23 protein-coding genes are annotated in these 22,313 nt (G+C 73.2%); 10 read left to right on the top strand and 13 right to left on the bottom strand.

What is annotated here, in order from left to right:
• The first annotated feature begins 1 nt into the window (after position 1).
• Both Q7L65_RS03585 and Q7L65_RS03580 read left to right on the top strand, forming a co-directional pair.
• On the top strand, positions 2 to 1,945 hold the full coding sequence (locus Q7L65_RS03585; RefSeq protein WP_304718864.1) for a glycoside hydrolase family 15 protein: 1,944 nt from the start codon (positions 2 to 4) through the stop codon (positions 1,943 to 1,945).
• Positions 1,946 to 1,996: 51 nt separating this feature from the next.
• A complete protein-coding gene (locus Q7L65_RS03580; protein WP_304718863.1) occupies positions 1,997 to 2,845 on the top strand; it encodes a bifunctional 2-polyprenyl-6-hydroxyphenol methylase/3-demethylubiquinol 3-O-methyltransferase UbiG in 849 nt (282 codons plus the stop codon).
• 58 nt (positions 2,846 to 2,903) lie between these two features.
• On the opposite strand, the gene Q7L65_RS03575 is transcribed toward Q7L65_RS03580, so the two are convergent.
• From Q7L65_RS03575 to Q7L65_RS03565, 3 genes are all read right to left on the bottom strand, one after another.
• A complete protein-coding gene (locus Q7L65_RS03575; protein WP_304718862.1) occupies positions 2,904 to 4,052 on the bottom strand; it encodes an aldo/keto reductase in 1,149 nt (382 codons plus the stop codon).
• A 78-nt stretch (positions 4,053 to 4,130) separates the two neighbouring features.
• A complete protein-coding gene (locus tag Q7L65_RS03570; protein ID WP_304718861.1) occupies positions 4,131 to 5,165 on the bottom strand; it encodes an NAD-dependent epimerase/dehydratase family protein in 1,035 nt (344 codons plus the stop codon).
• Positions 5,166 to 5,825 carry an NUDIX hydrolase gene (locus Q7L65_RS03565; RefSeq protein ID WP_304718860.1) on the bottom strand — a complete coding sequence of 220 codons (660 nt, stop codon included), beginning with the start codon at positions 5,823 to 5,825 and terminating at the stop codon, positions 5,166 to 5,168. It abuts the gene before it with no gap.
• Positions 5,826 to 5,863: 38 nt separating this feature from the next.
• Here Q7L65_RS03565 and Q7L65_RS03560 point away from each other — a divergent pair, with 38 nt between their 5' ends.
• Together Q7L65_RS03560 and Q7L65_RS03555 are read left to right on the top strand one after the other, a co-directional pair.
• Positions 5,864 to 6,046 carry a rubredoxin gene (locus Q7L65_RS03560; protein WP_304718859.1) on the top strand — a complete coding sequence of 61 codons (183 nt, stop codon included), beginning with the start codon at positions 5,864 to 5,866 and terminating at the stop codon, positions 6,044 to 6,046.
• A 57-nt stretch (positions 6,047 to 6,103) separates the two neighbouring features.
• A complete protein-coding gene (locus Q7L65_RS03555) occupies positions 6,104 to 7,630 on the top strand; it encodes a spermidine synthase (protein ID WP_304718858.1) in 1,527 nt (508 codons plus the stop codon).
• Here the strand turns inward: Q7L65_RS03555 and Q7L65_RS03550 are convergent.
• Both Q7L65_RS03550 and Q7L65_RS03545 read right to left on the bottom strand, forming a co-directional pair.
• A complete protein-coding gene (locus Q7L65_RS03550; RefSeq protein WP_304718857.1) occupies positions 7,627 to 8,025 on the bottom strand; it encodes a PadR family transcriptional regulator in 399 nt (132 codons plus the stop codon). The genes Q7L65_RS03555 and Q7L65_RS03550 overlap by 4 nt on opposite strands.
• A 129-nt stretch (positions 8,026 to 8,154) precedes the next feature.
• Positions 8,155 to 8,919, bottom strand: coding sequence for a hypothetical protein (locus Q7L65_RS03545; protein ID WP_304718856.1), 765 nt, complete (start codon positions 8,917 to 8,919; stop codon positions 8,155 to 8,157).
• Positions 8,920 to 9,064: 145 nt separating this feature from the next.
• Here Q7L65_RS03545 and Q7L65_RS03540 point away from each other — a divergent pair, with 145 nt between their 5' ends.
• Positions 9,065 to 9,736 (top strand): response regulator transcription factor, encoded by a 672-nt coding sequence (locus Q7L65_RS03540; RefSeq protein WP_304718855.1) that lies wholly within the window; start codon positions 9,065 to 9,067, stop codon positions 9,734 to 9,736.
• Positions 9,733 to 11,442, top strand: coding sequence for a HAMP domain-containing sensor histidine kinase (locus Q7L65_RS03535; protein WP_304718854.1), 1,710 nt, complete (start codon positions 9,733 to 9,735; stop codon positions 11,440 to 11,442). Before Q7L65_RS03540 ends, Q7L65_RS03535 begins: the two co-directional genes overlap by 4 nt.
• Here Q7L65_RS03535 and Q7L65_RS03530 read toward each other — a convergent pair.
• From Q7L65_RS03530 to Q7L65_RS03520, 3 genes are all read right to left on the bottom strand, one after another.
• Complete coding sequence (locus tag Q7L65_RS03530; protein ID WP_304718853.1) at positions 11,333 to 11,908, bottom strand: TetR/AcrR family transcriptional regulator; 576 nt, start codon at positions 11,906 to 11,908, stop codon at positions 11,333 to 11,335. The two genes, Q7L65_RS03535 and Q7L65_RS03530, sit on opposite strands and share 110 nt — an antisense overlap.
• Positions 11,905 to 12,714, bottom strand: coding sequence for an ABC transporter ATP-binding protein (locus Q7L65_RS03525; protein ID WP_304718852.1), 810 nt, complete (start codon positions 12,712 to 12,714; stop codon positions 11,905 to 11,907). The genes Q7L65_RS03530 and Q7L65_RS03525 overlap by 4 nt, the downstream gene beginning before the upstream one ends.
• A gap of 236 nt (positions 12,715 to 12,950) precedes the next feature.
• Positions 12,951 to 14,438 (bottom strand): aminotransferase class I/II-fold pyridoxal phosphate-dependent enzyme, encoded by a 1,488-nt coding sequence (locus Q7L65_RS03520; RefSeq protein WP_304718851.1) that lies wholly within the window; start codon positions 14,436 to 14,438, stop codon positions 12,951 to 12,953.
• 339 nt (positions 14,439 to 14,777) lie between these two features.
• On the opposite strand from Q7L65_RS03520, the gene Q7L65_RS03515 reads away from it, so the two are divergent.
• The gene (locus Q7L65_RS03515) at positions 14,778 to 15,383 is read left to right on the top strand and encodes a hypothetical protein (protein WP_304718850.1); all 606 of its coding nucleotides are present in this window, start codon (positions 14,778 to 14,780) and stop codon (positions 15,381 to 15,383) included.
• Positions 15,384 to 15,396: 13 nt separating this feature from the next.
• Here the strand turns inward: Q7L65_RS03515 and Q7L65_RS03510 are convergent, their stop codons facing one another.
• Complete coding sequence (locus tag Q7L65_RS03510; RefSeq protein WP_304718849.1) at positions 15,397 to 16,197, bottom strand: enoyl-CoA hydratase/isomerase family protein; 801 nt, start codon at positions 16,195 to 16,197, stop codon at positions 15,397 to 15,399.
• 41 nt (positions 16,198 to 16,238) lie between these two features.
• The gene (locus Q7L65_RS03505) at positions 16,239 to 16,451 is read right to left on the bottom strand and encodes a biotin/lipoyl-binding carrier protein (protein WP_304718848.1); all 213 of its coding nucleotides are present in this window, start codon (positions 16,449 to 16,451) and stop codon (positions 16,239 to 16,241) included.
• A gap of 79 nt (positions 16,452 to 16,530) precedes the next feature.
• Between Q7L65_RS03505 and Q7L65_RS03500 the strand changes: the two genes are divergently transcribed.
• Positions 16,531 to 17,262 carry a glycosyltransferase family 2 protein gene (locus Q7L65_RS03500; RefSeq protein WP_304718847.1) on the top strand — a complete coding sequence of 244 codons (732 nt, stop codon included), beginning with the start codon at positions 16,531 to 16,533 and terminating at the stop codon, positions 17,260 to 17,262.
• Positions 17,263 to 17,321: 59 nt separating this feature from the next.
• Here the strand turns inward: Q7L65_RS03500 and Q7L65_RS03495 are convergent, their stop codons facing one another.
• Positions 17,322 to 18,191 carry an alpha/beta hydrolase family protein gene (locus Q7L65_RS03495; RefSeq protein WP_304718846.1) on the bottom strand — a complete coding sequence of 290 codons (870 nt, stop codon included), beginning with the start codon at positions 18,189 to 18,191 and terminating at the stop codon, positions 17,322 to 17,324.
• On the bottom strand, positions 18,188 to 18,916 hold the full coding sequence (locus Q7L65_RS03490) for a TetR/AcrR family transcriptional regulator (RefSeq protein WP_304718845.1): 729 nt from the start codon (positions 18,914 to 18,916) through the stop codon (positions 18,188 to 18,190). Before Q7L65_RS03490 ends, Q7L65_RS03495 begins: the two co-directional genes overlap by 4 nt.
• 85 nt (positions 18,917 to 19,001) lie before the next feature.
• Here Q7L65_RS03490 and Q7L65_RS03485 point away from each other — a divergent pair, with 85 nt between their 5' ends.
• Complete coding sequence (locus tag Q7L65_RS03485; protein WP_304718844.1) at positions 19,002 to 20,462, top strand: DHA2 family efflux MFS transporter permease subunit; 1,461 nt, start codon at positions 19,002 to 19,004, stop codon at positions 20,460 to 20,462.
• A gap of 75 nt (positions 20,463 to 20,537) precedes the next feature.
• A complete protein-coding gene (locus tag Q7L65_RS03480) occupies positions 20,538 to 21,314 on the top strand; it encodes a 1-acyl-sn-glycerol-3-phosphate acyltransferase (protein ID WP_304718843.1) in 777 nt (258 codons plus the stop codon).
• 52 nt (positions 21,315 to 21,366) lie between these two features.
• On the opposite strand, the gene Q7L65_RS03475 is transcribed toward Q7L65_RS03480, so the two are convergent.
• Complete coding sequence (locus Q7L65_RS03475) at positions 21,367 to 22,275, bottom strand: N-acyl homoserine lactonase family protein (protein WP_304718842.1); 909 nt, start codon at positions 22,273 to 22,275, stop codon at positions 21,367 to 21,369.
• Positions 22,276 to 22,313: the final 38 nt, after the last annotated feature.

Below are 22,313 nucleotides of genomic sequence, written 5' to 3'. Positions count from 1 at the left end.
GATGAGCGACACCGCCGCCACCGGCGAAGAAGAGACGCACGCGCCCGCCCCGCTGACCGCGCCGGCCGCGAAGTCGCGCAAGCACCATGCGCAGCCGGCCAGGTCGCCGTTTCCACCGATCGGCGACTACGCCTTCATCTCCGACTGCAATACGGGCGCGCTGATCGCGCCCGACGGGACGGTCGAGTGGCTCTGCCAGCCCTGCTTCGACTCCCCGAGCGTGTTCGGCTCGCTGCTGGACCGCGGCGCCGGCGCCTTCCGCCTCGGCCCGTACGGCACCGCGGTGCCGGGCGCGCGCCGCTACGAGCCGGGCACGAACATCGTCGAGACGACGTGGATGCAGCAATCCGGCTGGGTGATCGTGCGCGACGCGCTCGCGATCGGTCCCTGGGGAGCGCACAACGAGGGCGACGAGACGCGCACGCGCCCGCCGACCGACGACGCCGCCGAGCAGGTGCTCGTGCGCACGATCGAGTGCATCCAGGGCGCGGTCCAGATCGAGATGATCTGCGAGCCGATGTTCGACTACGCGCGCGAGCCGGCGCAGTGGACCGACGTCGACGGCACCTACATGGCCGTCGATGCGCACCACCACACCGGCTCGATCCGGCTGATGAGCGACCTGCGGATCGGGATCGAGGGCAACCGCGCCCGCGCCCGTCACACGCTCAGAGAGGGCGAGAAGCGGTTCGTCGCGCTGTCGTGGGCGAGAGACCTGCACGGCCCCGCGTCGGCCGAGGAGGCGACCGCGATGCTGGAGCACACGTCGCACTTCTGGCGCGACTGGGTCGACGACGGCCACTTCCCCGACCACCCGTGGCGCGTGCACCTGCAGCGCTCGGCGCTCGTGCTGAAGGGACTCACCTATGCGCCGACGGGCGCGATGGTCGCGGCGCTGACGACCTCGCTGCCGGAGACGCCGGGCGGCGAGCGCAACTGGGACTACCGCTACACGTGGATGCGCGACGCGACATTCACGCTGTGGGGGCTGCACGCGCTCGGGCTCGACTGGGAGGCCGACGACTTCATGCAGTTCGTCGCCGACGTGCCGCGCAACGAGGACGGCTCGCTGCAGATCATGTACGGCGTCGGCGGCGAGAAGCAGCTGACCGAGTCGACGCTCGACCATCTGACCGGCTACGACGGCGCCACGCCGGTGCGGATCGGCAACGGCGCCTTCGACCAGCGCCAGAACGACGTCTACGGCGCGGTGCTCGACTCCGTCTACCTGCACACGCAGATCGGCGGCCATCTGCCGCAGCGGCTGTGGCCGGTGCTGAAGGACCAGGTCGAGTGCGCGATCCGCGTCTGGGACCAGCCCGACCAGGGGATCTGGGAGGCACGCGGCGCGCCGCAGCACTACGTCTCCTCGAAGCTGATGTGCTGGGTCGCGCTGGATCGCGGGGCGCGGCTGGCGGAGATCCACGGCGAGCCGAGACTGGCGGCCGAGTGGCAGGCGATAGCGGACCAGATCAAGGCCGACATCCTCGAGCGCGGCGTGCGCGACGGAATCTTCCGCCAGCACTACGACACCGACGCGCTCGACGCCTCGACGCTGCTGATCCCGCTCGTGCGCTTCCTCGACCCCGACGACGAGCGCATCTGCGCGACCGTGCGGGCGGTCCGCAGAGACCTGACCGACCACGGCTTCGTGCTGCGCTACCGCACCGACGAGACCGACGACGGCCTCTCCGGCGAGGAGGGGACGTTCCTGATCTGCTCGTTCTGGCTCGTCGCCGCGCTGCAGGAGATCGGCGACCACCGCCACGCCAGATCGCTGCTGGAGAAGCTGCTCGCGAACGCGTCGAAGCTGTACCTCTACGCGGAGGAGTTGGACCCCCACAGCGGCCGCCACCTCGGCAACTACCCGCAGGCGTTCACCCACCTCGCGCTGATCAACGCGGTGATGCACGTGATCGCGGGGGAGCAGGCGGAGCGGGAGTAGGCGGCGCCGCCGGCCGCCGGGGGCGGGGACCGCGTGCGATAGGTTCCGGCGATGCATCTGAGGACCTGGCGCCGCCGCGCGGCCGCCGACGACACGTCAAGCGGGGGCGCGAGCCGCAGCCTCGCGCTGCAGCAGGCCGAGCCCCAGTTCTTCGAGCTCTGGCAGGTCGCCGTCACCCCCGAGGATCCGCAGTTCGAGCGCTGGGCGGCGCTCGAGAGCGAGCAGCTGGAGATCGGCCGCAGGCGCGTCGCCGAGATCGAGCGGCACGTCCCGCTGCAGGGCAAGGACGTGCTCGACGTCGGCTGCCAGTGGGGCGCGACCTGCATCGCGATCGCGCAGGCCGGCGCCACGAGCGTGACCGGCCTCGACGTCGAGGAGAAGCTGATGGAGGGCGCGCGCGTGCGCGCCCGCGAGCAGGGCGTCGAGGCGACGTTCGTGCACGGCTTCGCCGAGACGCTGCCGTTCCCCGACGCGTCGTTCGACGCGGTCGTCTGCGTCAACGTGCTCGAGCACGTCAGAGACCACGAGCAGACGATTCGCGAGCTGCTGCGCGTGCTGCGACCGGGCGGCCGGCTCCACCTCGACGGCCCCAACCGCTTCTCGCCGTGGTGGTTCGCGCGCGACCCGCACTACCAGCTGGTCGGCATCAGCGTGCTGCCGCCCGGAATCGGCGAGCACTACGTCACGAGAGTGCGCAACTTCCCCAGCTACGACGTCGGCACGTTCCCGGTCGCCCAGGTGATCGAGCGCCGCCTGAAGGCGAACGGGGCGCGGATCGTCTGGCGCAGCCTCGACAGCGGGCGTCCGAAGCTGCTCGGCCGCGTCGCCGCGAACGCGAAGTCGGCGCTGTGGCCGATGTTCGTGTTCGTCGCGGAGAAGCCCGGCACCAGCGGCAGCTGAGCGACCCGTCGTCGTCAGCCGTCGCCCGCGCGGCGACGGCACGGCGCGGTTGTCGCTCCTACGCCGACTGGGCGAGGTCGCGCGCGGGGTCGATCGCCCAGCGCGCGGCGAGCGCGTCGAGCGGCGCGTCGATCGCCCAGCGATCGGGCTTGGCGGGGCCGTCGTGGTCGACGGCGGCGCCCTTCAGCGCCATCGAGCCGGTGTTGTCGCCGATCGCGCGCAGCTCTTCGACCTCGGCGGGCGTGAGGCGCAGTTCGGGCGGCAGCGCCGCCAGCTCGGCGCGCTTGTGCTCGACCGGCTTCGCGTCCGCGCCCGCCTCCTGCACGAGCGTCGGCACGACGCACTGAACCGGCGCGTGCGCGAGGTTCCACTGGCAGGCGAGCTGCAGCGGGGTGAGCTGGTGGCGGTCGGCGATCGCCTGCATCCGCTCGATCCGCTCCAGCCCGCGCTCGACCCAGCCGGCGGGGCGGAACCTGCGATGGTCGCGCTCGCCGAGCGTGCCGGGGTCGCGCAGGTCGCCGCCGAACAGGCCGCCGTAGTCGACGACGCGCGTGAGCAGCCGCACGTCGTGTCTGAGCGCCGCCGGCAGCACCAGCTCGCCGGGCCACGGCTCGAGCGGGTTGAGGATCACCATCGCCCAGTCGATGCGGTCGCCGAAGCGCTCGAAGCAGTCGATCAGGTCGAGCGTGAAGCCGTTCGCGGGGCCGGGCGCGACGCCGATCAGGTCGGTCAGGCCGGCCTCGCGCAGCGCGGCCATGCCGTCCCAGACCGCTTCGCTGGTGTAGCCGATGCGATCGGGGTTGTGCAGCAGCAGCAGGTCGAAGCGGTCGGCGCCGCAGCGCTCCAGCGACGCCTCGGTCGCGCGCCGCAGGTAGGAGGCGTACTCCTCGGGGCCGCGCAGGCGCGCGTCGGTGAAGCGCGGGAAGCCCTTCGCGCCCTCGCGCTCGCCGTCGTAGAAGTCGTGGCCGACCGCGCCGACGAGCACGTAGTCCTCGCGCGCGAGGCCCTGCAGCGCGCGGCCGAGCAGGCGGTCGGCGTCGCCGCTGCCGTAGGCGTCGGCGGTCAGGACGGTGTGGATCCCGGCGCCGGCCGAGATCGGATCCGGCCGCAGCAGCGCGAGCATCCGCTCGTCGTCGACCGGTTCGCCGAAGTGCATGAAGCGCCCGCCGCTCCAGGTGCCGACGGCGGTCTGCGTGGGATGGGCCATGGGTCAGACGCTAGCGAAGCGGCCGCGTGGGCGAGCGCGCCGCAGCCGCCGCGCGCGGCGAGGCGGCTGCACGACCGCTCAGCGCAGCATCTGGCTGAGGCGCGCCTCGGCGATCGTCGCGCGCAGCGTCTCGCGCACGCCGTATCTGGGGCGCCATCTCAGCTCGCGCTCCGCCTTCGCCGTGTCCATCAGCATCGGCACGCGCAGCGCGTTGAGCCATTGCGCGTCCTCGGGGATGAACGGCAGCCGCGTCGCGACCTCCGCCGCGACGTCGACCGCCAGCTCCGGCACCGGGATCGCGTACCAGCCGAGGTCCTCGGCGAGGTCGCGCATCGTCAGCGTGCCGGGCGCGGCGAGGTTGTAGATCCCCGGCCTGCCTCTGCCGAGCGTCGCCGCGCGCAGGGCGGAGGCGACGTCGTCGTGGTGCACGAGCTGGAACGAGATCCCGTTGTCGGGGATCACCGGCTTCAGCACCGGCACCGCGTCCAGCAGCCGCCAGACCGCGCTCGGCATCTTGTCGCCGAGCTGGACGTAGGGGATCGAGCCGATGAACATCAGCGCGTCGGGGCCGGCGACGATGCAGGGGCGCAACAGGTAGACGTCGGTGTGCGTGCCGATCGTCAGCTCCGACAGCAGCTGCTCGACCTCCGCCTTCGCCTTCGAGTAGGCGTGCGCGTCGGTGCCGCGCGGGCGCAGGTCCTCCGTCAGCAGCGGCGGGTTGTCGTCGTGGAAGCCGTAGGCGGCGACGGAGGAGGTGTAGACGAGCCGTCTGGCGCCGGCGCGCACGGCCGCGCCGAAGACGTTGCGCGAGCCGGTCAGGTTGACCTCGCGGCCGTCCTCGCCCGGCGCGCCCATGATCGCGAAGGCGAGGTGCACGACGACGTCGGCGCCGTCGACCAGTTCCGCGACCGCGTCTCTGTCGAGCACGCTGCCGCGCAGGTACCGCGTCTTTCTCCAGCCCTCGCTGACCGGATCGATCTCGCGCCGGCCGAGCGCCTTCACGCTCGCGACGTCCCTGCTGCGCTCCAGCGCGCGCACGAACGCCCGTCCGACGTCGCCCGTGGGACCCGTGACGGCGACCTTCACCGGCGGCGTTGCGGGCGCTGCGGACATCTAGTCCCTGCGCCCGGCGCTCTCGTAGCCGGGATCGCCGGGCAGCAGCACGCGCGCCTCGTCTCTGACCATCACGACGCGCGGCTCGACCGGCTCGATGATCAGCTCGTAGCTGTACTCCAGCAGCTGGTTCGCGGTGCTGAACGCGCGCAGCTGCTCGAGATGCTTGATCGTCGGGAAGACGAGCGGGAGCTGGCCGGCCTGGTGCGCGGCGAGCGCCTCCGTCGGCGACATCCACTTCGCGTCGATGCACTCCGAGCCGTCGACTCTCGCCTCGGCGCCGTACGGCGCGGGCGTGACGAAGAACCACGTGTCGAAGCGCGTCATCAGGTGCGCGGGGGTGATCCAGCGCGAGAACGGCGTCAGCTCGCCGTCGATCCGGATCCCGGCCTCCTCGGCGACCTCGCGCAGCGCGGCGCTGCGCAGCGCGTACTGGAGGTCGTCCGGGTGGTCGATCGGCCCGTCGGCGGCGTCGACCGCGCCGCCGGGGAAGACCCACACGCCGGCCATGAAACGGGCCTCGTGGCTGCGCTGCACGAGCAGCAGCTCGAGCGCGTTTGCGCCACCGCGCACGACGATCACGCTGGCGGCGGTGCGCGGCGGCGTGGCGCGTCCGGCGTTGACCTCTTCGCCTGGTCCGAGTCCGGGGTGCGGCTCCATTCGTCGCACCCTACCGACTGCGCGATACCGTGTCGCACATGAGCACTACCCAGACCTCTCAGAAATGGATCTGTGAATCCTGCGGGTTCATCTACGATCCGGAGGACGGCGATCCCGACGGGGGCATCCCGGCCGGAACGGCGTTCGAGGACATTCCGGAGACGTGGTTCTGCCCCGTCTGCGGTGCGCGCAAGCGCGACTTCGTGCTGTACGAGGACTGAGCAGAAGCGGCGGCGCCCAGGGGCGCGGGTCGGCCCGCGCCCCGGCTCATCTACGCTGTGGCTGACGTGCCCGCGCGCCGCCTCTACGCCCTCACCTTCGTCGGTGGTGCCGCCTCGCTCGGAGGTGAGATCGCCGCCGCGCGCCTGCTGGCGCCGTGGTTCGGCGACTCGACGCTGATCTGGGCCAACACGATCGGCGTCGTGCTCGTCGCCCTGTCGGTCGGCTACTGGCTCGGCGGCCGGATGGCCGACCGCGACCCGCAGCTGAGACGGCTGGCGCTGATCATCCTCGCGGCGGCCGCCGTCTTCGCGCTGCTGCCGTTCGTCGCGCGGCCGTTCCTGCGCGTCTCGGTCGACGCGCTCAGCTCCGTCTCCGCCGGCGCCTTCGTCGGCTCGCTCGTCGCCGTGCTGGTGCTGCTGGCGGTGCCGATGCTGCTGCTGGGGATGATCTCCCCGTTCGTCGTCAAGCTCGCGATCAGGACGGTCGACGAGGCCGGAAAGGTGACCGGCCGCCTCTACGCGGTCTCGACGCTCGGCTCGCTCGCCGGCACGTTCCTCAGCTCGCTGCTGCTGATCCCGTTCCTCGGCACGCGCCGCACGTTCCTGATCTTCGCGCTCGCGCTGGCGCTCGTGGCGACCGTCTCGCTGGGCCGCCGCTTCGCGCCCGCGCCGATCCTGATCGCCGTGCTGCTGGCGCTGCCGGTCGGGACCGTGAAGGCGGTCACCGACGGCAGAGTGATCTGGGAGAAGGAGACGCTCTACCAGTACGCCGTCGTGATCGAGCGCGACGACGGGCAGCGGCGGCTGGAGCTGAACGAGGGCCAGGCGGTGCACTCGATCTACACGCCCGGGCAGTGGACGACGGGCAACTACTGGGACGAGTTCCTGACGCTCCCGTTCGCCGCGCGGGCCGGCGGGGACGAGGGCACGCCGCCGAGATCGGTCGCGATCCTCGGCAACGCGGCCGGGACCGTCGCGCGCCAGTACGGCCACTACTTCCCGGACACGCGCGTCGACGGCGTCGAGATCGACGGCCAGCTGAACAAGATCGCCGGCACGCTGTTCGATCTCAACAAGCGCGACGCGCCCAACGTCCACCTCCACACCGCCGACGGCCGGCCGTGGCTGCGCGCGCAGACGCGCAGATACGACGCGATCTTCGTCGACGCCTACCGCCAGCCGTACGTGCCGTTCCACCTCGCCACGCGCGAGTTCTTCCAGAGCGTGAAGGACCACCTCAACCCCGGCGGCGTCGTGCTCGTCAACATCGGCCACCCGGAGAGATCGCACGCGCTCGAAGAGGTCCTGACGGCGACGATGGCCGACGTCTTCTCGACCGTCGTGCGCGACCCCAGCCAGCGCGTCAACACGATCGCGATGGCCGGCGACGGGCAGATCTCGCCGGCCGCGCTCGGCGCCGCGATCCCGCGCCTGCCGCAGGACCTGCGCCCGATCGCCGCCGAGACCGCCGCCCGGATCGCCCCGCGGCTGCCCGGCGGCAGGGTCTACACCGACGACGTCGCGCCGGTCGAATGGCTGATCGACGCCTCGATCGTGCAGGTCGCGGCCAGCGGCGAGCGTTAGCGCTCACGCGACCGCTGGGATGCAGCCAGCTCGCCCAGCGCCGCCTGCAGGGCGTGCTCGTGGCCGTCGACCAGTTCCAGCACCTCCGCGCGCTCGCGCACGCCGATCGCGGCGAGCTGGCCGAGCAGCTGCGCGCGCTGCACGCCGTCGAGCAGCTGCTCGGCGATGCAGCTGCGGAAGGCCTGCGCGCCCGCTGACGTCACGCGGTAGTGGATCTTCGGCTGGCGGCTGGAGCTGTCGGACGGCAGCGGCTCGATGAGGCCGTCGCCGAGCAGGCTGTTGAGCGCGGCGTAGATGTGCGAGCGGCTGACGTGCAGCCGCTCGCCGAAGCGCGCCTCGAAGCGCTTGCTCAGCTCATATCCGTAGCTCGGCTGCTCGATCAGCAGACCGAGCACCGCAACATCGACCGTCGACCGCACGAAGACCCCTGCCCCCCGATGGTGCGCCCCGACGACACACCTGGAAACACGCAGCCTCCGGAACGCTAGACGACGAGCCAGTCAGAGCGCAAGCGCGCCATCTGCTCAGCTTCTGGCGGGCGGCGCGAGTCTGAACGTCGTGGTCGTCTCGACCGGGTCGTCGCCGATCGGCTCGGCCGTCAGGCGATACGTCCCCGGGGCGAGGCGGCGGCCCTTCCAGCGGCGCAGCTCCAACGTGTTCGCGCCCGCTTCGCCGGCGGTCGTGATCGTGCCGCGCACGGCGGTCGAGCGGGTGCAGCTCTTGCCGTGTCTGCGCGCCTGCTTCGCCCGCGCCTGCTTCGCCTTCGCCGCAACCGGGACGCAGCGCTTGCCGCTGCTGATGCCGGCCTCGGTGCGCTCGAGCGTCAGCGCGACGTCACCGGGCGTGTTGAGCGTCCAGCTGACGGTGACGTGCGCTCTGCGGCCCTGGCCGGCGACCGTCGCGCGCAGCGCTCTCAGCAGCGGCGCGCCGACGACCGTCTCCTCGTCGGCGCATCCGTCGTCGTCGGCGGCCGACGCCTCGGCGGGGTCGTCGTCGGACCACTCCTCGCCGTCGTCGTCGGACCAGTCGTCGTCGCACAGCCCGCTGACGTCGCCGTCGTCGCCGTCGACCCAGTCGCCGCCCGATTCGTCGTCGCCGCTGGTGCAGGTGATCGTGCCGTCCTCCTCCTCGACGGCAAGCTCGTCGTCGGCGCAGTCCGCGCCGGGACCGTCGACGGCGGCGCGGGCGATCGGAGTCGAGCTCGCGGCCGGGGCGGCGAAGGCGGAGGGGGCGGCAGCGAGCGGCAGCGCGAGCGCGGCGAGGAGGGGGAGCAGCAGGCGGCGGGGCATGCCCTGGGGATCGACGTCGTGGCCGGTGCCCTTGAGCGGACTGGACCACCGTCCTAGACGCACGTGCGCCGGCTCGAGGCATGTCCTCAGGCTTTTCCAAGGTCGCTCTTACTCGACGTTCAGCTTCGCGGTGGATCGTGCCCTCATGCGCATCCTGGTGGTCGATGACGAGCCGGCGGTTCGCAGCGCGCTCGAACGCGCCCTGCGACTGGACGGCTACGACGTCGCGCTCGCCGCCGACGGGGCACAGGCGCTCGACGCGCTCAGCGGCGTCGCGCACGACGCGGTCGTGCTCGACGTGCTGATGCCGGAGCTGGGCGGGCTGGAGGTCTGTCGCCGGCTGCGCGCCGCCGGCGACCGCACGCCGGTGCTGATGCTGACCGCGCGCGACCGCGTCGCCGACCGTGTCAGCGGCCTCGACGCGGGCGCCGACGACTACCTCGTCAAACCGTTCGCGCTGGAGGAGCTGATGGCGCGCCTGCGCGCGCTGCTGCGCCGCACCGGCGCCGACGAGCGCGACCTGCTGCGCTTCGGCGACCTCGCGCTGGACCCGGTCGCACACGAGGTCGAGCGCGGCGGGCGCGAGATCGAGCTGACGCGGACCGAGTTCCTGCTGCTGGAGCTGCTGCTGCGCCATCCCCGCCAGGTGCTGCCGCGCAGCGTCATCTTCGAGCACGTCTGGGGCTACGACTTCGGCTCGACGTCGAACTCGCTGGAGGTCTACGTCGGCTACCTGCGGCGCAAGACCGAGGCAGCCGGCGAACCGCGCCTGATCCACACCGTGCGCGGCGTCGGCTACGTCCTGCGCGAGCGATGACGCTGCGGCGCCGGCTCGCGCTCGTCGCCGCGGCCGCCGTCGCCGTCGCGATCGTGCTCGCATCCGGGATCGTCTACGTCGTCGTGCGCGGCGAGCTGCGCGGCCAGCTCGACGGCGAGCTGCGCCAGGTCGCCGACTCGCCGCTGAGACTGCGGGTGATGATCGACGGCGGCGGCGATCGGTTGAGCGGACCAGCCGTCGCCGGCGGCGGCGCGGGGCTCGACGGTGCGGCTGGAGGTGGCGGCGCCGCGATCGAGATCCAGCCGCCGCCCGTCGTCGCGGCGCGGCCCGGCGGCGCCCCGCCGCCTCCGCAGGACCGCGAGCGCAGACTCGGCTTGGCGGGTCGCTACGCCACCCCGCGCGACGCGCTCGGCCTGCAGACGACCTACGTCGCGCTGATCGACGCCGACGGCAACCGCGTCTGGCCGCCGGGCGGCGCGCCGGCGCTGCCCGTCGGCGGCTCTGCCCGCGCCGTCGCGGCCGGCGAGCACGACGCGTTCTTCTCCGACGCGCGCATCAACGACACCGGCGTGCGCGTCCTGACCTCGCCGCTGCGACCCGGCTTCGCCGTGCAGGTCGCACGCCCGCTGACCGACGTCGACCGCACGCTCGACCGGCTCGCGCTCGTGCTGGTGCTCGTCAGCCTCGGCGGGATCGCGCTGGCCGCCGCGCTCGGCCGGCTCGTCGCCCGCACCGCGCTGCGCCCCGTCGGGCAGCTGACGGCGGCCGTCGAGCACGTCGGGGAGACCGGCGACCTGACGCGGCGGATCGAGGTCGGTGGGAGCGCTGGCGCCGGCGGGAGCGAGGACGAGATCGCGCGGCTCGCGCGTTCGTTCAACGCGATGCTCGCGGCGCTGGAGGTGTCGGTCGGGCGTCAGCGCCAGCTCGTCGCCGACGCCTCGCACGAGCTGCGCACGCCGCTCACGAGCCTGCGCACGAACATCGAGGTGCTGACGCTGCCGGCGGGGCTGCCGGCCGACGAGCGCGAGCGCCTGCTGCGCGACGTCGTCGAGCAGCTGGACGAGCTGAGCGGACTGGTCGGCGATCTCGTCGAGCTGGCACGCGAGGAGGAGCCCTCGGTCTCGGTCGAGGACGTACGTCTCGACCTGCTCGTCGCCGAGGCGGTCGTGCGTGCGCGCCGGCGCCCGGCCGCGCCGCTGTTCGCGACGAGACTGCAGCCGTGCGTCGTGCGCGGCGTGCCGGCGCGGCTGGACCGCGCGGTCGCGAACCTGCTCGACAACGCGGCGAAGTGGAGCCCGCCGTGGGCGGAGGTGACGGTCACGCTCGACGCCGGCGGCGAGCTGAGCGTGCGCGACCGCGGCCCCGGCATCGCGGAACAGGACCTTCCGCACGTGTTCGAGCGCTTCTACCGGGCGCCGGGGGCGCGCGGCATGCCCGGCTCAGGCCTCGGCCTCGCGATCGTGCGGCAGGTCGCCGAGCTGCACGGCGGCAGCGTCACCGCCGAGGCGGCGCCCGGCGGCGGCGCGCTGCTGCGGCTGTCGCTGCCGGGGGAGGGGGTCGAGGGTGCGCAGGACGTCGTATCCGGCGACGCCGCCGCGCACGAGAACGCCGCGGCCGGCGCCGATGCCGCGGCCTCTACGCCGCCACGCTCCGCTGCACCCGCCGCGTCACCGCCTCCGTCGCCCGCTGCGGCGGCCAGCGGTGCGCGAGGCGCAGATGGCGGTACGTCCACGAGAGCAGGTTGAAGAGGACCGTCGCGACCTCGTCGAGCTGCTCGTCCGGCGCCAGCGTCAGCGACCCGTCGGCGACCCCGTCGCGCAGCAGCGCCTGCAGCGGCTCGGTGAAGACCGGGTGGGTGAGGACGGCGTCTCCACCTTCATGGAAGATCTCGTCGCGCTCGGCGCTGTCGATCGCGGCCAGCAGCGCGAGGTTGGCCTCGGTCACCTCGCAGAGGCCGAGCAGCGCCAGCCGCAGTCGCTCGCTGCCACTGCCGGTCGCGGTCAGCGCGGGCCAGAGGGCGCGGCGGTAGTCGTCCTGCAGCAACTCGCCGAGCGCCTGCAGCACGTGCTCGCGCCGCACCCCGCGGCGATGCAGCGTCATCCGCGAGACGCCGAGCGCGGCGGCGAGCCGCTCCATCGTCGCCGCCTCCCAGCCGCACTGCTCGATCGCGTCGCGCGCGCGGCGCAGCGCTTCGGCGTCGGTGAGGGTCACCACGACGCTTGCGCCCGCGCCATCCAGCGGCCGTCGACGTGGTCGACGCGGACCGGGGTGTCGAACGTGGTGGACAGGTTCGCGCCGTTCATCGTCGCGACCGCCGGGCCGGACGCGACGACGGCGCCGTCGCGCAGCAGCAGCGCGTGCGTGGTGGAGGAGGGCAGCTCCTCGACGTGGTGGGTGACCGTCACGGTCGCCGTCTCCGGCTCCTCGCGTGCGATCGTCGCGACCGCGCTCAGCAGCGCCTCGCGCCCGGGCAGGTCGAGTCCGGTCGCCGGCTCGTCGAGCAGCAGCAGCGACGGACTGCGCATCAGCGCACGCGCGAGCAGCACGCGCTGGCGCTCGCCCTGGCTGCAGCTGTCGTAGGGGCGATCGGCCAGCTCATCGCAGCCGAAGCGGCTCAGCAGGCCCGCGGCGCGGGCGCGGGTCGCGTCGTCGATGCTCGCCGGCCGCAGCGCGATCGTGCCGGTCGCGCCCGTCAGCACGACCTGCTCCGCGGTCAGGCGCTGGCGGAAGGCGCGGCTCGTTCTCGCCTCGACGAGGCCGATCCGCGCGCGCAGCACGCGCAGGTCGACGTGCCCGAGCCGGTGGCCGAGCACGTCGGCGGTGCCGTCGCTCGGGTGGTGGACGGCGGCGACGACGTTCATCAGCGTCGTCTTGCCGGCGCCGTTGGCGCCCAGCAGCGCCCAGTGCTCGCCCGGGCGGACGGTCCAGTCGACGTCGCGCAGCAGGTGTCGTTCGCGCTGCTGCTCGGCGTCCCAGCGCCACAGCGAGACGCCGGTGAGGTCGAGCGCAGGAGTCATGGCGACGATGATACATCGACGTAACACGCGGAGACCTCCGCGTAACAGCGCCCTTAGGTCCTCCTTATGAAGCGATGAGGTTCGACTGAGGGACGGATGAATGGATACGTGCCACGGGGTGGGCGTAAGCCACTGGCAGAGCCCGCTCCGTCCAACTTCCCCCGCACAGCTGCAAGCAAGCGATTCCTCCCCCGCGAACGCCCGGTCCCTCCGCCGGGCGTTCGTGCGAGCGCGCCTTACGCGGCGTGCTCGACGAGCGTGCCGGGCGCCTCGACGTCGAAGATGCCCTGCGCCTGGCCGGCGCGCGCCTGATCGGCCCGCGACTGGTCGCGCGCGGCGCGCGGCCGCGGCGGACCGTCCAGCTCGGCGTCGAACGGCCGTCCGCCGCCGCCGGCGGCGGAGACCTCTGCCGGCGCGGCCTTGCGACGCTCGACCCACAGCTCGCCCTCGCCGTCGTCCCACAGCTCGGCGCGGCGCGCCCTGGGGGCGTCCTGGTCGAGCACGACGGCGGCAGCGCGCGCGGAGGTCGGCGCAGGGATCGCTTCGCGCCGCTCCTGCGGGCGCGCTCCGGCGGCCGTCGCGGCCTGCGTCAGTGCCCTGGCCGCGTCTCTCAGCTCGCTCTTGGAGTGCGACGCCATCACCGCGAGCCGCAACTGGGAAGTCCCGGCGGCAACCGTCGGCGGCAGCAGGGGCTGCGCGAAGACACCGCGCTCCAGCGCCTTCTCGCAGGTGCGCACGGCGGTCTCGGGCGCGCCGAGCGCGAGCGGCACGATCGGCGTGCGCTGGTCGCGTGCGACGTCGAAGCCGGCGGCGCTCAGCTCGGCCCGCAGCAGCGCGGCGTTGGACTGCAGCTTCTCGACGCGGCGCGGCTGCTCCTCCAGTAGCGAGAGCGCCGCCAGCGCACCCGCGACGGCGGGCGGGGAGGGGGCGGTCGAGTGGATCAGCGAGCGGGCGGCGCCCGTCAGGTAGCGCGCCATCCGCTGGTCGCACGCGACGTAGGCGCCGTAGGAGCCGAGCGCCTTGCCGAGCGAGCCGACGATCACGTCGACGCCGTCCTCGCAGCCGGCCTCCGCGACGGCGCCGCGGCCGCCGGGGCCGAGCGTGCCGAGACCGTGGGCCTCGTCGACGACGAGGCGCACGTCGTAGCGCGCGGCCAGTTCGACCAGTTCGGGCAGCGGCGCGACGTCGCCGCCGAGCGAGAAGACGCCGTCGGTCACGATCAGCGCGCCGCGGCCCTCCGCCTCGCGCAGGCCCCATTCGAGGTGCTCGACGTCGCCGTGCTCGTAGACGAAGACGTCGGCGCGCGAGAGGCGGCAGCCGTCGACGGTCGCGGCGTGGTTGTGCTCGTCGCTGAAGACGACGTCGCCGGGGCGGGCGAGCGCGGAGACGACGCCGACGGAGGCGAGGTAGCCGGAGCCGAACAGCAGCGCCGCCTGCCGGCGCTGGAAGGCGGCGATGCGCTCCTCCAGCCGCCGATGGATCGTCATCGTGCCAGAGACGAGCCGTGAGCCGCCCGCGCCGACGCCCCAGCGCATCGCCGCGTCGGCGGCGGCCTCGCGCACGGCGGGATGGTCGGCGAGACCGAGGTAGTTGCTCGAGCACAGCAGCAGGACCGGCTTGCCGTCGAGCACGACGCGAGGCCCCTGCGGGCCGCTCACCAGGCGGGTGCGGCGCGTGAGCCCGAGCTGCTCGAGCTCGTCCAGTCGTGCCTCGATCTCGATCATCGCTCAGGCTCTCCGCAGCCTGGTCTACCTAGGAGTGAATGACGGCGGCAATCCGGAGGTTATGTCGACCGTCGGACGACATCTTTTCCGCATTCTGCGAGAAAGTTCGTAGCACTCGTGGCGAGCGAACTGCTGTTCGCATCGATGTTTCAGCGAGCGCCCCGAGCGGCCTCTCGCGTGCTGACCCAACGGTCTACCTGAGCGTTAGCGATGACTGCGTCGCGGGAACCGCTCGCACAAATGTCCAGCGGTGGGCGCGCCAGCAGTGGCCGGATGGCCTTGTTCTGCCATGTTCCTGTTGGAAGGATCGTCGCACCGGGATCTGGCAGGGAGGTTGGGATGACCGCGCAGCAGGCCGACGGATGGGCGCAGCGGTACGACCGCGCAGCAGGTGAGCAGGTGCAGGACGTCGTCGCAGCGGCGCAGTTCATGCGCCCGCGCGGCTGGAAGGCGTTCGGGCACGCGCTCGCCGACGGCCCGGTCGGGCTGATGCAGCGCGCACTCGGCCGCCCGCGCCAGGTCCGTCTGCCCGAGGCCGTGCTCGTCGCGGTCAGCGACGGCTCCGTCCACCTGCTGTCCGCCCGCACGCGGCCGGGCGGCGGGCCCGTCCCGTACCCGACGAGGTCGCTCGCGGCCTGGCCGCGCGCCGACGTCGAGGTGGCGGCGAGCCCGGTCCACGACGGCACGCGCCTGACGATCGCCCCGCACAACGCCCCCGCCGTCGAGCTGTACGGCCCTCCGGACGCACTGACGGCGCGCGTCGTGCAGGCGCTCACGGGGAGCGGGGAGACGCAGGCGGCGACCGCGGCGGCCGCGAACGACGCGACGGCCCGCGAACTGGCCGCCACGGCGAGCGAACTGGCCGCCACGGCGAGCGGTGCGGCCGCCGTGAGCGCGGCGCCCGTCGCCGACGGCGAGCAGACGAGCGCGGCCGCCGCCGCGTAGGCCGGCGGCTGTCTCAGCGCCCACGCCACACGGGCGGGCGCTTCTCGGCGAAGGCGGCGAGGCCCTCGCGCAGGTCGTCGGACAGGAACGCCTCGCGGCGGGAGCGGTCGAGCGCCGCGGCGGTCGCGTCGTCGAGCGCGCCGGCCGCTGCCGAGACGGCGGCGATCGCGGCCTTGTTGCCGCGCAGCGACAGCGGTGCGTTGGCGGCGATCTCGACGGCCAGCGCGAGCGCCGCCGTCGGCAGCTCGTCCGCCGGCACGACCTCGTTGACGAGCCCCCAGCGCTCCGCCGTCTCGGCCTCGACGCGGCGCCCGGTCAGGAACAGCTCGCGCGTGCGCGCGGCGCCGATCGCCGTCACGAAGCGGTTGATCCCGCCGTGGTTGTAGACGACGCCGAGCTTCGCGGGCGGCATTCCGAACTGCACGCCGGCGGCGGCGATCCGCAGGTCGCAGGTGATCGCCAGCTCCAGGCCGCCGCCGATCGCGTAGCCGTTGAGCGCCGCGACGACCGGATACGGATAGTCGGCGACGGCCGCGAGCGCGGACTGGAACGGATGCCCGTCGCTGTCGTCGTAACCGTCGGAGGACAGCGCGCCGATGTCGTAGCCGGCGCAGAACGACCTGCCCTCGCCGGTCAGCAGCACGCAGCGCGCGTCGATCGCGGTCAGCGTCTCGACGAGCGCGTTGAGCAGCGGCTCGTCGAGCGCGCCGCGCTTGGCGGGGTTGGAGATCGTCAGCTGCACGACGCCGGGCGCGGGCTCGGCGAGCAGCAGCCGGCCGCCCTCGGCGACGCCTTCGGGGGTCGGGTCGCTCATCGGTGCGCGGCGGCGGCGACGCGGGGCGTGGCGTCGTCCATCTACTCGAGCACGACCAGCGTGTCGCCCTCGGAGACCGCCTGGCCCTCGGTGCAGCGGATCTCCTTGACCGTGCCGGGATCCTCGGCCTCGACCGGCATCTCCATCTTCATCGACTCGAGGATCACGACCGTGTCGCCCTCGTCGATCGTGTCGCCGACCTCGACTTCGATTCTCCAGATCGTGCCGGTGATGTGGGCCTCGACGTCAGCCACGGGGACCTCCTAGAAGATGCGCAACGGGGAACGGCGCCGCAGCCGGCTCCGTGGAGCGCCAGAATAGCCGCCGCGCCCGATGACCGACGAAGCTTCCCCCCACACGCCTGACCCCACCCCGACGCCCGGCGGGAGAGCGCCGGTCGTGTTGATCGCCGCGCACGACGAGGCCGATCGGCTGCCCGCGACGCTCGCGGCGCTGCAGGAGGTCTTCCCGGGCGCGCGCGTCGTGGTCGCCGACGACGGCTCCACCGACGGCACGGCCGAGGTCGCCGCCGCGCACGGCGCCGAGGTCGTGCGCTCCCCGCGCAACATCGGCAAGGGCGGCGCCGCGACGCTCGGCGCCCAGCGCCTGCTGGCGCTCGCCGACGAGCCGGATCCCCCCGTCGTGCTGCTGTGCGACGGCGACCTCGCGACCAGCGCGGCGGCGCTCGCGCAGCTCGTCGACACGGTCGCGCGCGGCGACGCCGACCTCGCCGTCGCCGCCTTCGCGCGCCGCGTCGGCGGTGGCTTCGGGCTCGCGGTCGGCTTCGCGCGCTGGGCGATCCGACGTCGCTGCGGCCTCGCGACGACCGCGCCGATCTCCGGCCAGCGCGCGCTGCGCGCCGAGATGCTGCCCGCCGTCGTCCCGTTCGCGCCGCGCTTCGGGATGGAGATCGGCATGACCGTCGACGCCGTCCGCGCCGGTTACCGGGTGCGCGAGGTCGAGCTGCAGCTGACGCACCGCGCGACCGGCAAGACGCTGCGCGGATTCCTGCACCGCGGCCGCCAGCTGAAGGACTTCCTCGCGGTCTACGTCGCGCGGCGGTAGCCCTGGACAGGCGCATTCTCGGGTCGATGTCCGACCCGGGAATGCAGGTCGTCGCCGGCTCAGCGTCTGCAGTTCGCCAGCGCGTTCGCGTAGAAGCGCAGGTATTCGCCGATGTGGGCGCGCCAGTAGTCGCCCTCGTGGGCGCCGGGCCAGATGTGACGCTGCACGTTCGCGCCGCCGGCTCTGAGCGCGGCGGCGAAGGCGTCGTCGCCGCCGCGGAAGGGGTCCTCGTCGCCGCCGTCGAGCCACAGCGGCATGCCGCGCCAGGGGGACGCGTCCTCGCTCGCGGCCGCGATCAGGTCGTGTTGCTCGAAGTCCGCGGCGTCGTCGAACGCGCCGGCTGCCGTGTCGCCGGCCGACTGCCACAGCGCCGCCGAGTGGCCGCCGACCGCGCAGAAGCGGCCCGGCCGCGCGCGAGCGATGTCGTAGGCGCCGAAGCCGCCCATCGAGATGCCGCCGATCGCGATCCGGTCGGGGTCGGCGTGGAGCCGACGCACGGCGGCGGGGATCGCCTCGCGCAGCACGTAGCGACCCCACGCGCCGTCGTCGCGGTCGTGCCAGTACGACGCCTCGCCGCCGTCCGGGAAGACGATCACCGGCGCGCGCGGGCCGAGTCTGCGCAGCGCCGCGAACAGCTCGTCGGAGAGGTTGGAGTCGTTGCCGTCGCTGCCGCGGCCGTGCAGGAAGACGAGCAGCGGGCGCCCGGCGGAGGCGCCGTCGGGCGTCACGTAGGTCTGCTCGACCGTCCGCCCGTCGAGCGCGTCGCTGCGCAGCTCGACGTGGGTCACGCTCGCGCCCTGCGGGTCGTACCCGCGGACGACGTCGAGCCCCGCCCGCACCGCGAAGAAGCCGACGACGAAGAACGCGACGAAGGCCGTCAGCGCCAGCGCGCGGCGGCGCAGGACCGTTGCGCGGCGCGGCCCGCTCACCGCTCGCGCTCGGCCATGAGCGCCGCGATCCCGCGGATCTGGACGTCGAGTGCGAACTCGAAGCGCTCGTCCTCGTGGTCGCCGTGGCGCGTCAGGTCATCGACCATCGCGACGAGCGTCGGGAAGCGCTCGGCGGGGAGCGCGGCGAAGTATCTGCGGATCCCCTCGAAGTACTCGGCCTCCGCGCCGGTGTCGCCCATCCGCTGGACCTGGATCGCCTCCTCGTAGACGACCGAGCCGACGAACAGCGCCAGCGAGTCGACCGCGTAGGCGGCGATCGGGCTTGGCACCCCGCCGGCGCGCATGATCGCCAGCAGCGTCTCCGCGCCGCGCAGCCCGTTGGGGCCGGTCGGGACCCGCCCCAGCGTGACGTAGGCGAGGTCTCTGTGCGCGGCGAGCACGCTGCGCAGCTCGCGCAGCATCTGCTTCAACGGCGTCTGCCAGTCGTCCGGGTCGGGCGCCGGCAGCTCGACCTCGCCGAGCACGCGGTCGAGCAGCTGCTCCAGCAGCTCCTCCTTGTCCGCGATGTGCTGGTAGAGCGAGGCCGGGCCGGTCTCGAGCCGTTCCGCGATCCGGCGCATCGAGATCCCGTCGAGTCCCTCGGCGTCGAGAATCGCGAGCGCCGTCTCGATGATCGCGTCCTGCGTCAGCGGTGCCTTCGACGGGACGCGTCGCGGTCTGCTGCGTGACCAGGGGGCGGGCGGGAGCTCGGGATCGGTTGACACGAACAGCGATTGTACGCTAGAACAGTGTTCGAACTAGAAAACATCGTTCGTATCCAGCAAACACCGTTCGCATCGCGAGGCCCCCGTGACTGCCGCCACCACCGAATCCGCTCCCGCCGCTCCCGCCGCTCCCGCCGTTTCAGCCGGCCACCCGCGCCGCTGGCTGATCCTCTTCGTCGTGCTCGCCGTCGAGTGCATGGACCTGCTCGACGGGACGATCGTCAACGTCGCCGCGCCGTCGATCGGCGCCGAGCTGCACGCCTCCACGACCGCGCTGCAGTGGATCGTCGGCGGTTACGCGCTGGCGCTCGCCGTCGGGCTCGTGCTCGGCGGCCGCCTCGGCGACCTGTTCGGCCGCCGGCGCCTGTTCCTGATCGGCACCGCCGCCTTCACCGTCTGCTCGCTGTTGTGCGGGGTGGCGCCCAGCAGCGGCGTGCTGATCGCGTTCCGCCTGCTGCAGGGCCTCGCGGCCGCGCTGATGATCCCGCAGGGCTTCGGCATCATCCGCTCCGCCTTCTCGACCGAGGAGCTGCCGAAGGCGTTCGGCCTCTTCGGCCCCGTGATCGGCCTGTCCGCCGTGCTCGGTCCGATCGTCGGCGGCGCGCTCGTCGACGCCGACCTGTTCGGGACCGGCTGGCGCCTCGTCTTCCTCGTCAACCTGCCGCTGGGGATCGTCGCCGTCGCGGCCGGCATCGCGCTGCTGCCGGAGTCGCGCACCGACGGCGTCAGCAACCTCGACGGCGTCGGCGCCGCGCTCGTCGCGCTCGCCGTCGGCCTGCTGATCTACCCGCTGATCCAGGGCCGCGAGCTGGACTGGCCGGCTTGGACGTTCGCGATGATGGCCGCCAGCGGCGTGCTGCTGATCGTCTTCGGCTGGCACGAGCGGCGGCGCGAGCGGGCCGGGCGCGACCCGCTCGTGACGACCTCGATCTTCGCCAAGCGCGCCTACACGAGCGGCCTCCTCGTGATGCTGCTGTTCTTCGCCGGGATGGTCGGGCTGATGCTGGTGCTGACGCTCTACCTGCAGCTGGGGCTCGGCTTCAGCGCGATCCACGCCGGTCTCAGCCTCGCGCCGCAGTCGCTCGGGATGGCGATCGGCGCCGGGCTCGGCGGCGCCCTGCTCGCGCCCCGCTTCGGGCGCAAGGTGCTGCACGCCGGGCTGGTCGTGATGGCGATCGGGACGGTCGCGCTGCTGCTGGTCGTCGACGCGAACGGGCTCGACGTGACGACCTGGCAGCTGGCCGTGCCGCAGCTGGTGGCGGGGGTCGGGATCGGCCTCGTCGTCGCGCCGCTGTTCAGCCTCGTGCTCGCGGCGGTCGCCGACGACGAGGTCGGCTCGGCCTCCGGCGTGCTGAACGCACTGCAGCAGCTCGGCTCCGCCGTCGGCATCGCGCTGCTGGGCACGCTCTTCTTCACGACGCTCGACTCCCAGGGCTTCGTCGACGCGCTCGAGCATGTGCTGATCGCGGAGCTGGCGGTGATCGCGGCGGCTGCGGTGCTCGCGCTGCTGCTGCCGCAGCAGGGGCGCGAGGAGGAGCTGCACTGACCGTGGCGCGAGCGCGTGTCCGTCCAGCACGGGCGGACGCGCCGCGCGGCCCGGCACGGCAGTAAGCTGCGGCCGATGGCCGAGCAAGATCCGAGACTGTCGAGCATGAAGGCGCAGGTCTACAAGGACTCGCGCGAGAAGGAATACTTCGACAAGTTCCATCAGCGCGCGCGCACGCACGAGCCGAACTGGGTCTACGAGGTCACGCGCGTGCTGACCGTCCTGTGGGGGCTGATCGCGTTCCGCATGCGCGGCTACCACTCCGAGCGCGTGCCCAACGAGGGCGCCGTGATCCTCGCGCCCAACCACGCGTCGTTCATGGACCACTTCTTCGTCGGCGCGTTCATCCGCCGACGCGTGCGCTTCATGGCGAAGTCGCAGCTGTTCAAGCCGCCGGGCCAGTGGGTCTTCTCGCCGGGCGGCGTCTTCCCGGTCCGCCGCGGCGCGTTCGACGAGGACGCCTTCATCACGACGTACTCGATCCTCGAGCGCAGAGGTGCGCTGGTGATGTACTGCGAGGGCGGCCGCTCGCGCGACGGCAAGGTCAGCGACCGCGCCCGCCCCGGCATCGGCCGGATCGCGCTGCAGTCCGGCTCGCCGATCGTCCCGATCGCGGTCTACGGCTCCGTCAGAGTGCGCAACTGGAAGAAGCTGCAGTTCCCGAAGGTGCTCGTGCTGTACGGCGAGCCGCTGCAGTGGGACAGAATCGAGAAGCCGACGCGCGAGCAGCAGCAGGAGGTCGCGGACGCGGTCCTCACCGAGATCAAGGCGCTCTACGCGCAGCTCGAGCAGCTCGGCCCCAAGGGCGTCGCCCAGCGCGTCCGCCAGGAACGCCGCGCGGCGACGGCGTAGCCGGCCCGCGCAGCTCGCCCGCCGCGGCACGTCGCCCGGCGGCTCGCGCCGGCTACTCGTAGCGCTCCTCCAGCTTCGCCCACGCCGCGGCGTCGTGGCCGGGGATCACGAGCGCGCCGGGGGTCTGTCTGAGGTAGAGCGCCAGCTCTCCGATCGAGCGCCTGTAGCGGTGCTCGTCGTCGAGCACGAGCGGCATCGCGCCGTCGCGCAGGGCGGCCCAGGTGTAGGCGGCGTCACCGGTCAGCAGCGCCTCGCGCGCGCTCAGGCGCAGCAGCACCGACTGGTGGCCGGCGCTGTGACCGGGCGTCGACAGCAGCCGCACCGCGCCGTCGCCGAAGAGGTCGAACGACTGCCCGAAGCTCGCGAACGAGTCGATCGCCTGCATGCCGTAGTCGATCGTGCGCCAGTCGAAGGCGTGGTCGAACTGGCGCGCGTGGTAGCCGTTGCGCGTGCCGCCCGCGCTCGCCGCCACCCACTCGCGCGCGTCGACGACGAACGTCGCGGCGGGGAACTCGGAGACGCCGCTGGCGTGGTCGACGTGCAGGTGGGTCATCACGACGGTGCGGACGTCGGTCGCGGCGATCCCGCGCGTCTCCAGCTGCTTCGCGATCGCCTGCTCCCGCTCCATCCGCACGTGGTAGAGCACCCGCGCGGCGCGGCCCATGTTCGCCTCGACGCCGTCGACGACGCTGGGATGGAAGCCGGTGTCGACCAGCAGCGGTCCGGCGCTCGGATGCTCGACGAGGAAGGCGGGGACCGGCAGCTGCAGCCACCCCGAGCGTCTGCTCCCGAGCACCTGCAGCCGGTCGCGCAGCACCCCGAGCCGACCGTCGCGCCGGGCGAGGTAGGCGGGCGGCGCGGCCAGCTCGCCGGCCAGCAGCGGCGTCAGTCGCACGCGCGCCCCCTCGCGCCCGCCCGGCAGCGGGTGCGTCAGCGGCTTCGGCTCGGTCGCAACGGCCATCGCGGCGAGCCTACCCGCCGCACCGGACTTCGGTTCGG

Origin of the sequence: Conexibacter sp. CPCC 206217, from assembly GCF_030646165.1 — a bacterium.
Taxonomy (GTDB): domain Bacteria; phylum Actinomycetota; class Thermoleophilia; order Solirubrobacterales; family Solirubrobacteraceae; genus Conexibacter.
Note: the sequence above shows the minus strand (reverse complement) of the source record. Positions and strands in the feature narration are given on the sequence as shown.

Coding starts and splice junctions, on each gene's coding strand:
- Q7L65_RS03520 (WP_304718851.1), bottom strand. CDS start 14,438: ATGATCGAGATCGAGGCACGACTGGACGAGCTCGAGCAGCTCGGGCTC.
- Q7L65_RS03565 (WP_304718860.1), bottom strand. CDS start 5,825: ATGGAGCCGCACCCCGGACTCGGACCAGGCGAAGAGGTCAACGCCGGA.
- Q7L65_RS03515 (WP_304718850.1), top strand. CDS start 14,778: ATGACCGCGCAGCAGGCCGACGGATGGGCGCAGCGGTACGACCGCGCA.
- Q7L65_RS03475 (WP_304718842.1), bottom strand. CDS start 22,275: ATGGCCGTTGCGACCGAGCCGAAGCCGCTGACGCACCCGCTGCCGGGC.
- Q7L65_RS03510 (WP_304718849.1), bottom strand. CDS start 16,197: ATGAGCGACCCGACCCCCGAAGGCGTCGCCGAGGGCGGCCGGCTGCTG.
- Q7L65_RS03525 (WP_304718852.1), bottom strand. CDS start 12,714: ATGACTCCTGCGCTCGACCTCACCGGCGTCTCGCTGTGGCGCTGGGAC.
- Q7L65_RS03570 (WP_304718861.1), bottom strand. CDS start 5,165: ATGTCCGCAGCGCCCGCAACGCCGCCGGTGAAGGTCGCCGTCACGGGT.
- Q7L65_RS03545 (WP_304718856.1), bottom strand. CDS start 8,919: ATGCCCCGCCGCCTGCTGCTCCCCCTCCTCGCCGCGCTCGCGCTGCCG.
- Q7L65_RS03580 (WP_304718863.1), top strand. CDS start 1,997: ATGCATCTGAGGACCTGGCGCCGCCGCGCGGCCGCCGACGACACGTCA.
- Q7L65_RS03540 (WP_304718855.1), top strand. CDS start 9,065: ATGCGCATCCTGGTGGTCGATGACGAGCCGGCGGTTCGCAGCGCGCTC.
- Q7L65_RS03480 (WP_304718843.1), top strand. CDS start 20,538: ATGGCCGAGCAAGATCCGAGACTGTCGAGCATGAAGGCGCAGGTCTAC.
- Q7L65_RS03500 (WP_304718847.1), top strand. CDS start 16,531: ATGACCGACGAAGCTTCCCCCCACACGCCTGACCCCACCCCGACGCCC.
- Q7L65_RS03575 (WP_304718862.1), bottom strand. CDS start 4,052: ATGGCCCATCCCACGCAGACCGCCGTCGGCACCTGGAGCGGCGGGCGC.
- Q7L65_RS03535 (WP_304718854.1), top strand. CDS start 9,733: ATGACGCTGCGGCGCCGGCTCGCGCTCGTCGCCGCGGCCGCCGTCGCC.
- Q7L65_RS03585 (WP_304718864.1), top strand. CDS start 2: ATGAGCGACACCGCCGCCACCGGCGAAGAAGAGACGCACGCGCCCGCC.
- Q7L65_RS03560 (WP_304718859.1), top strand. CDS start 5,864: ATGAGCACTACCCAGACCTCTCAGAAATGGATCTGTGAATCCTGCGGG.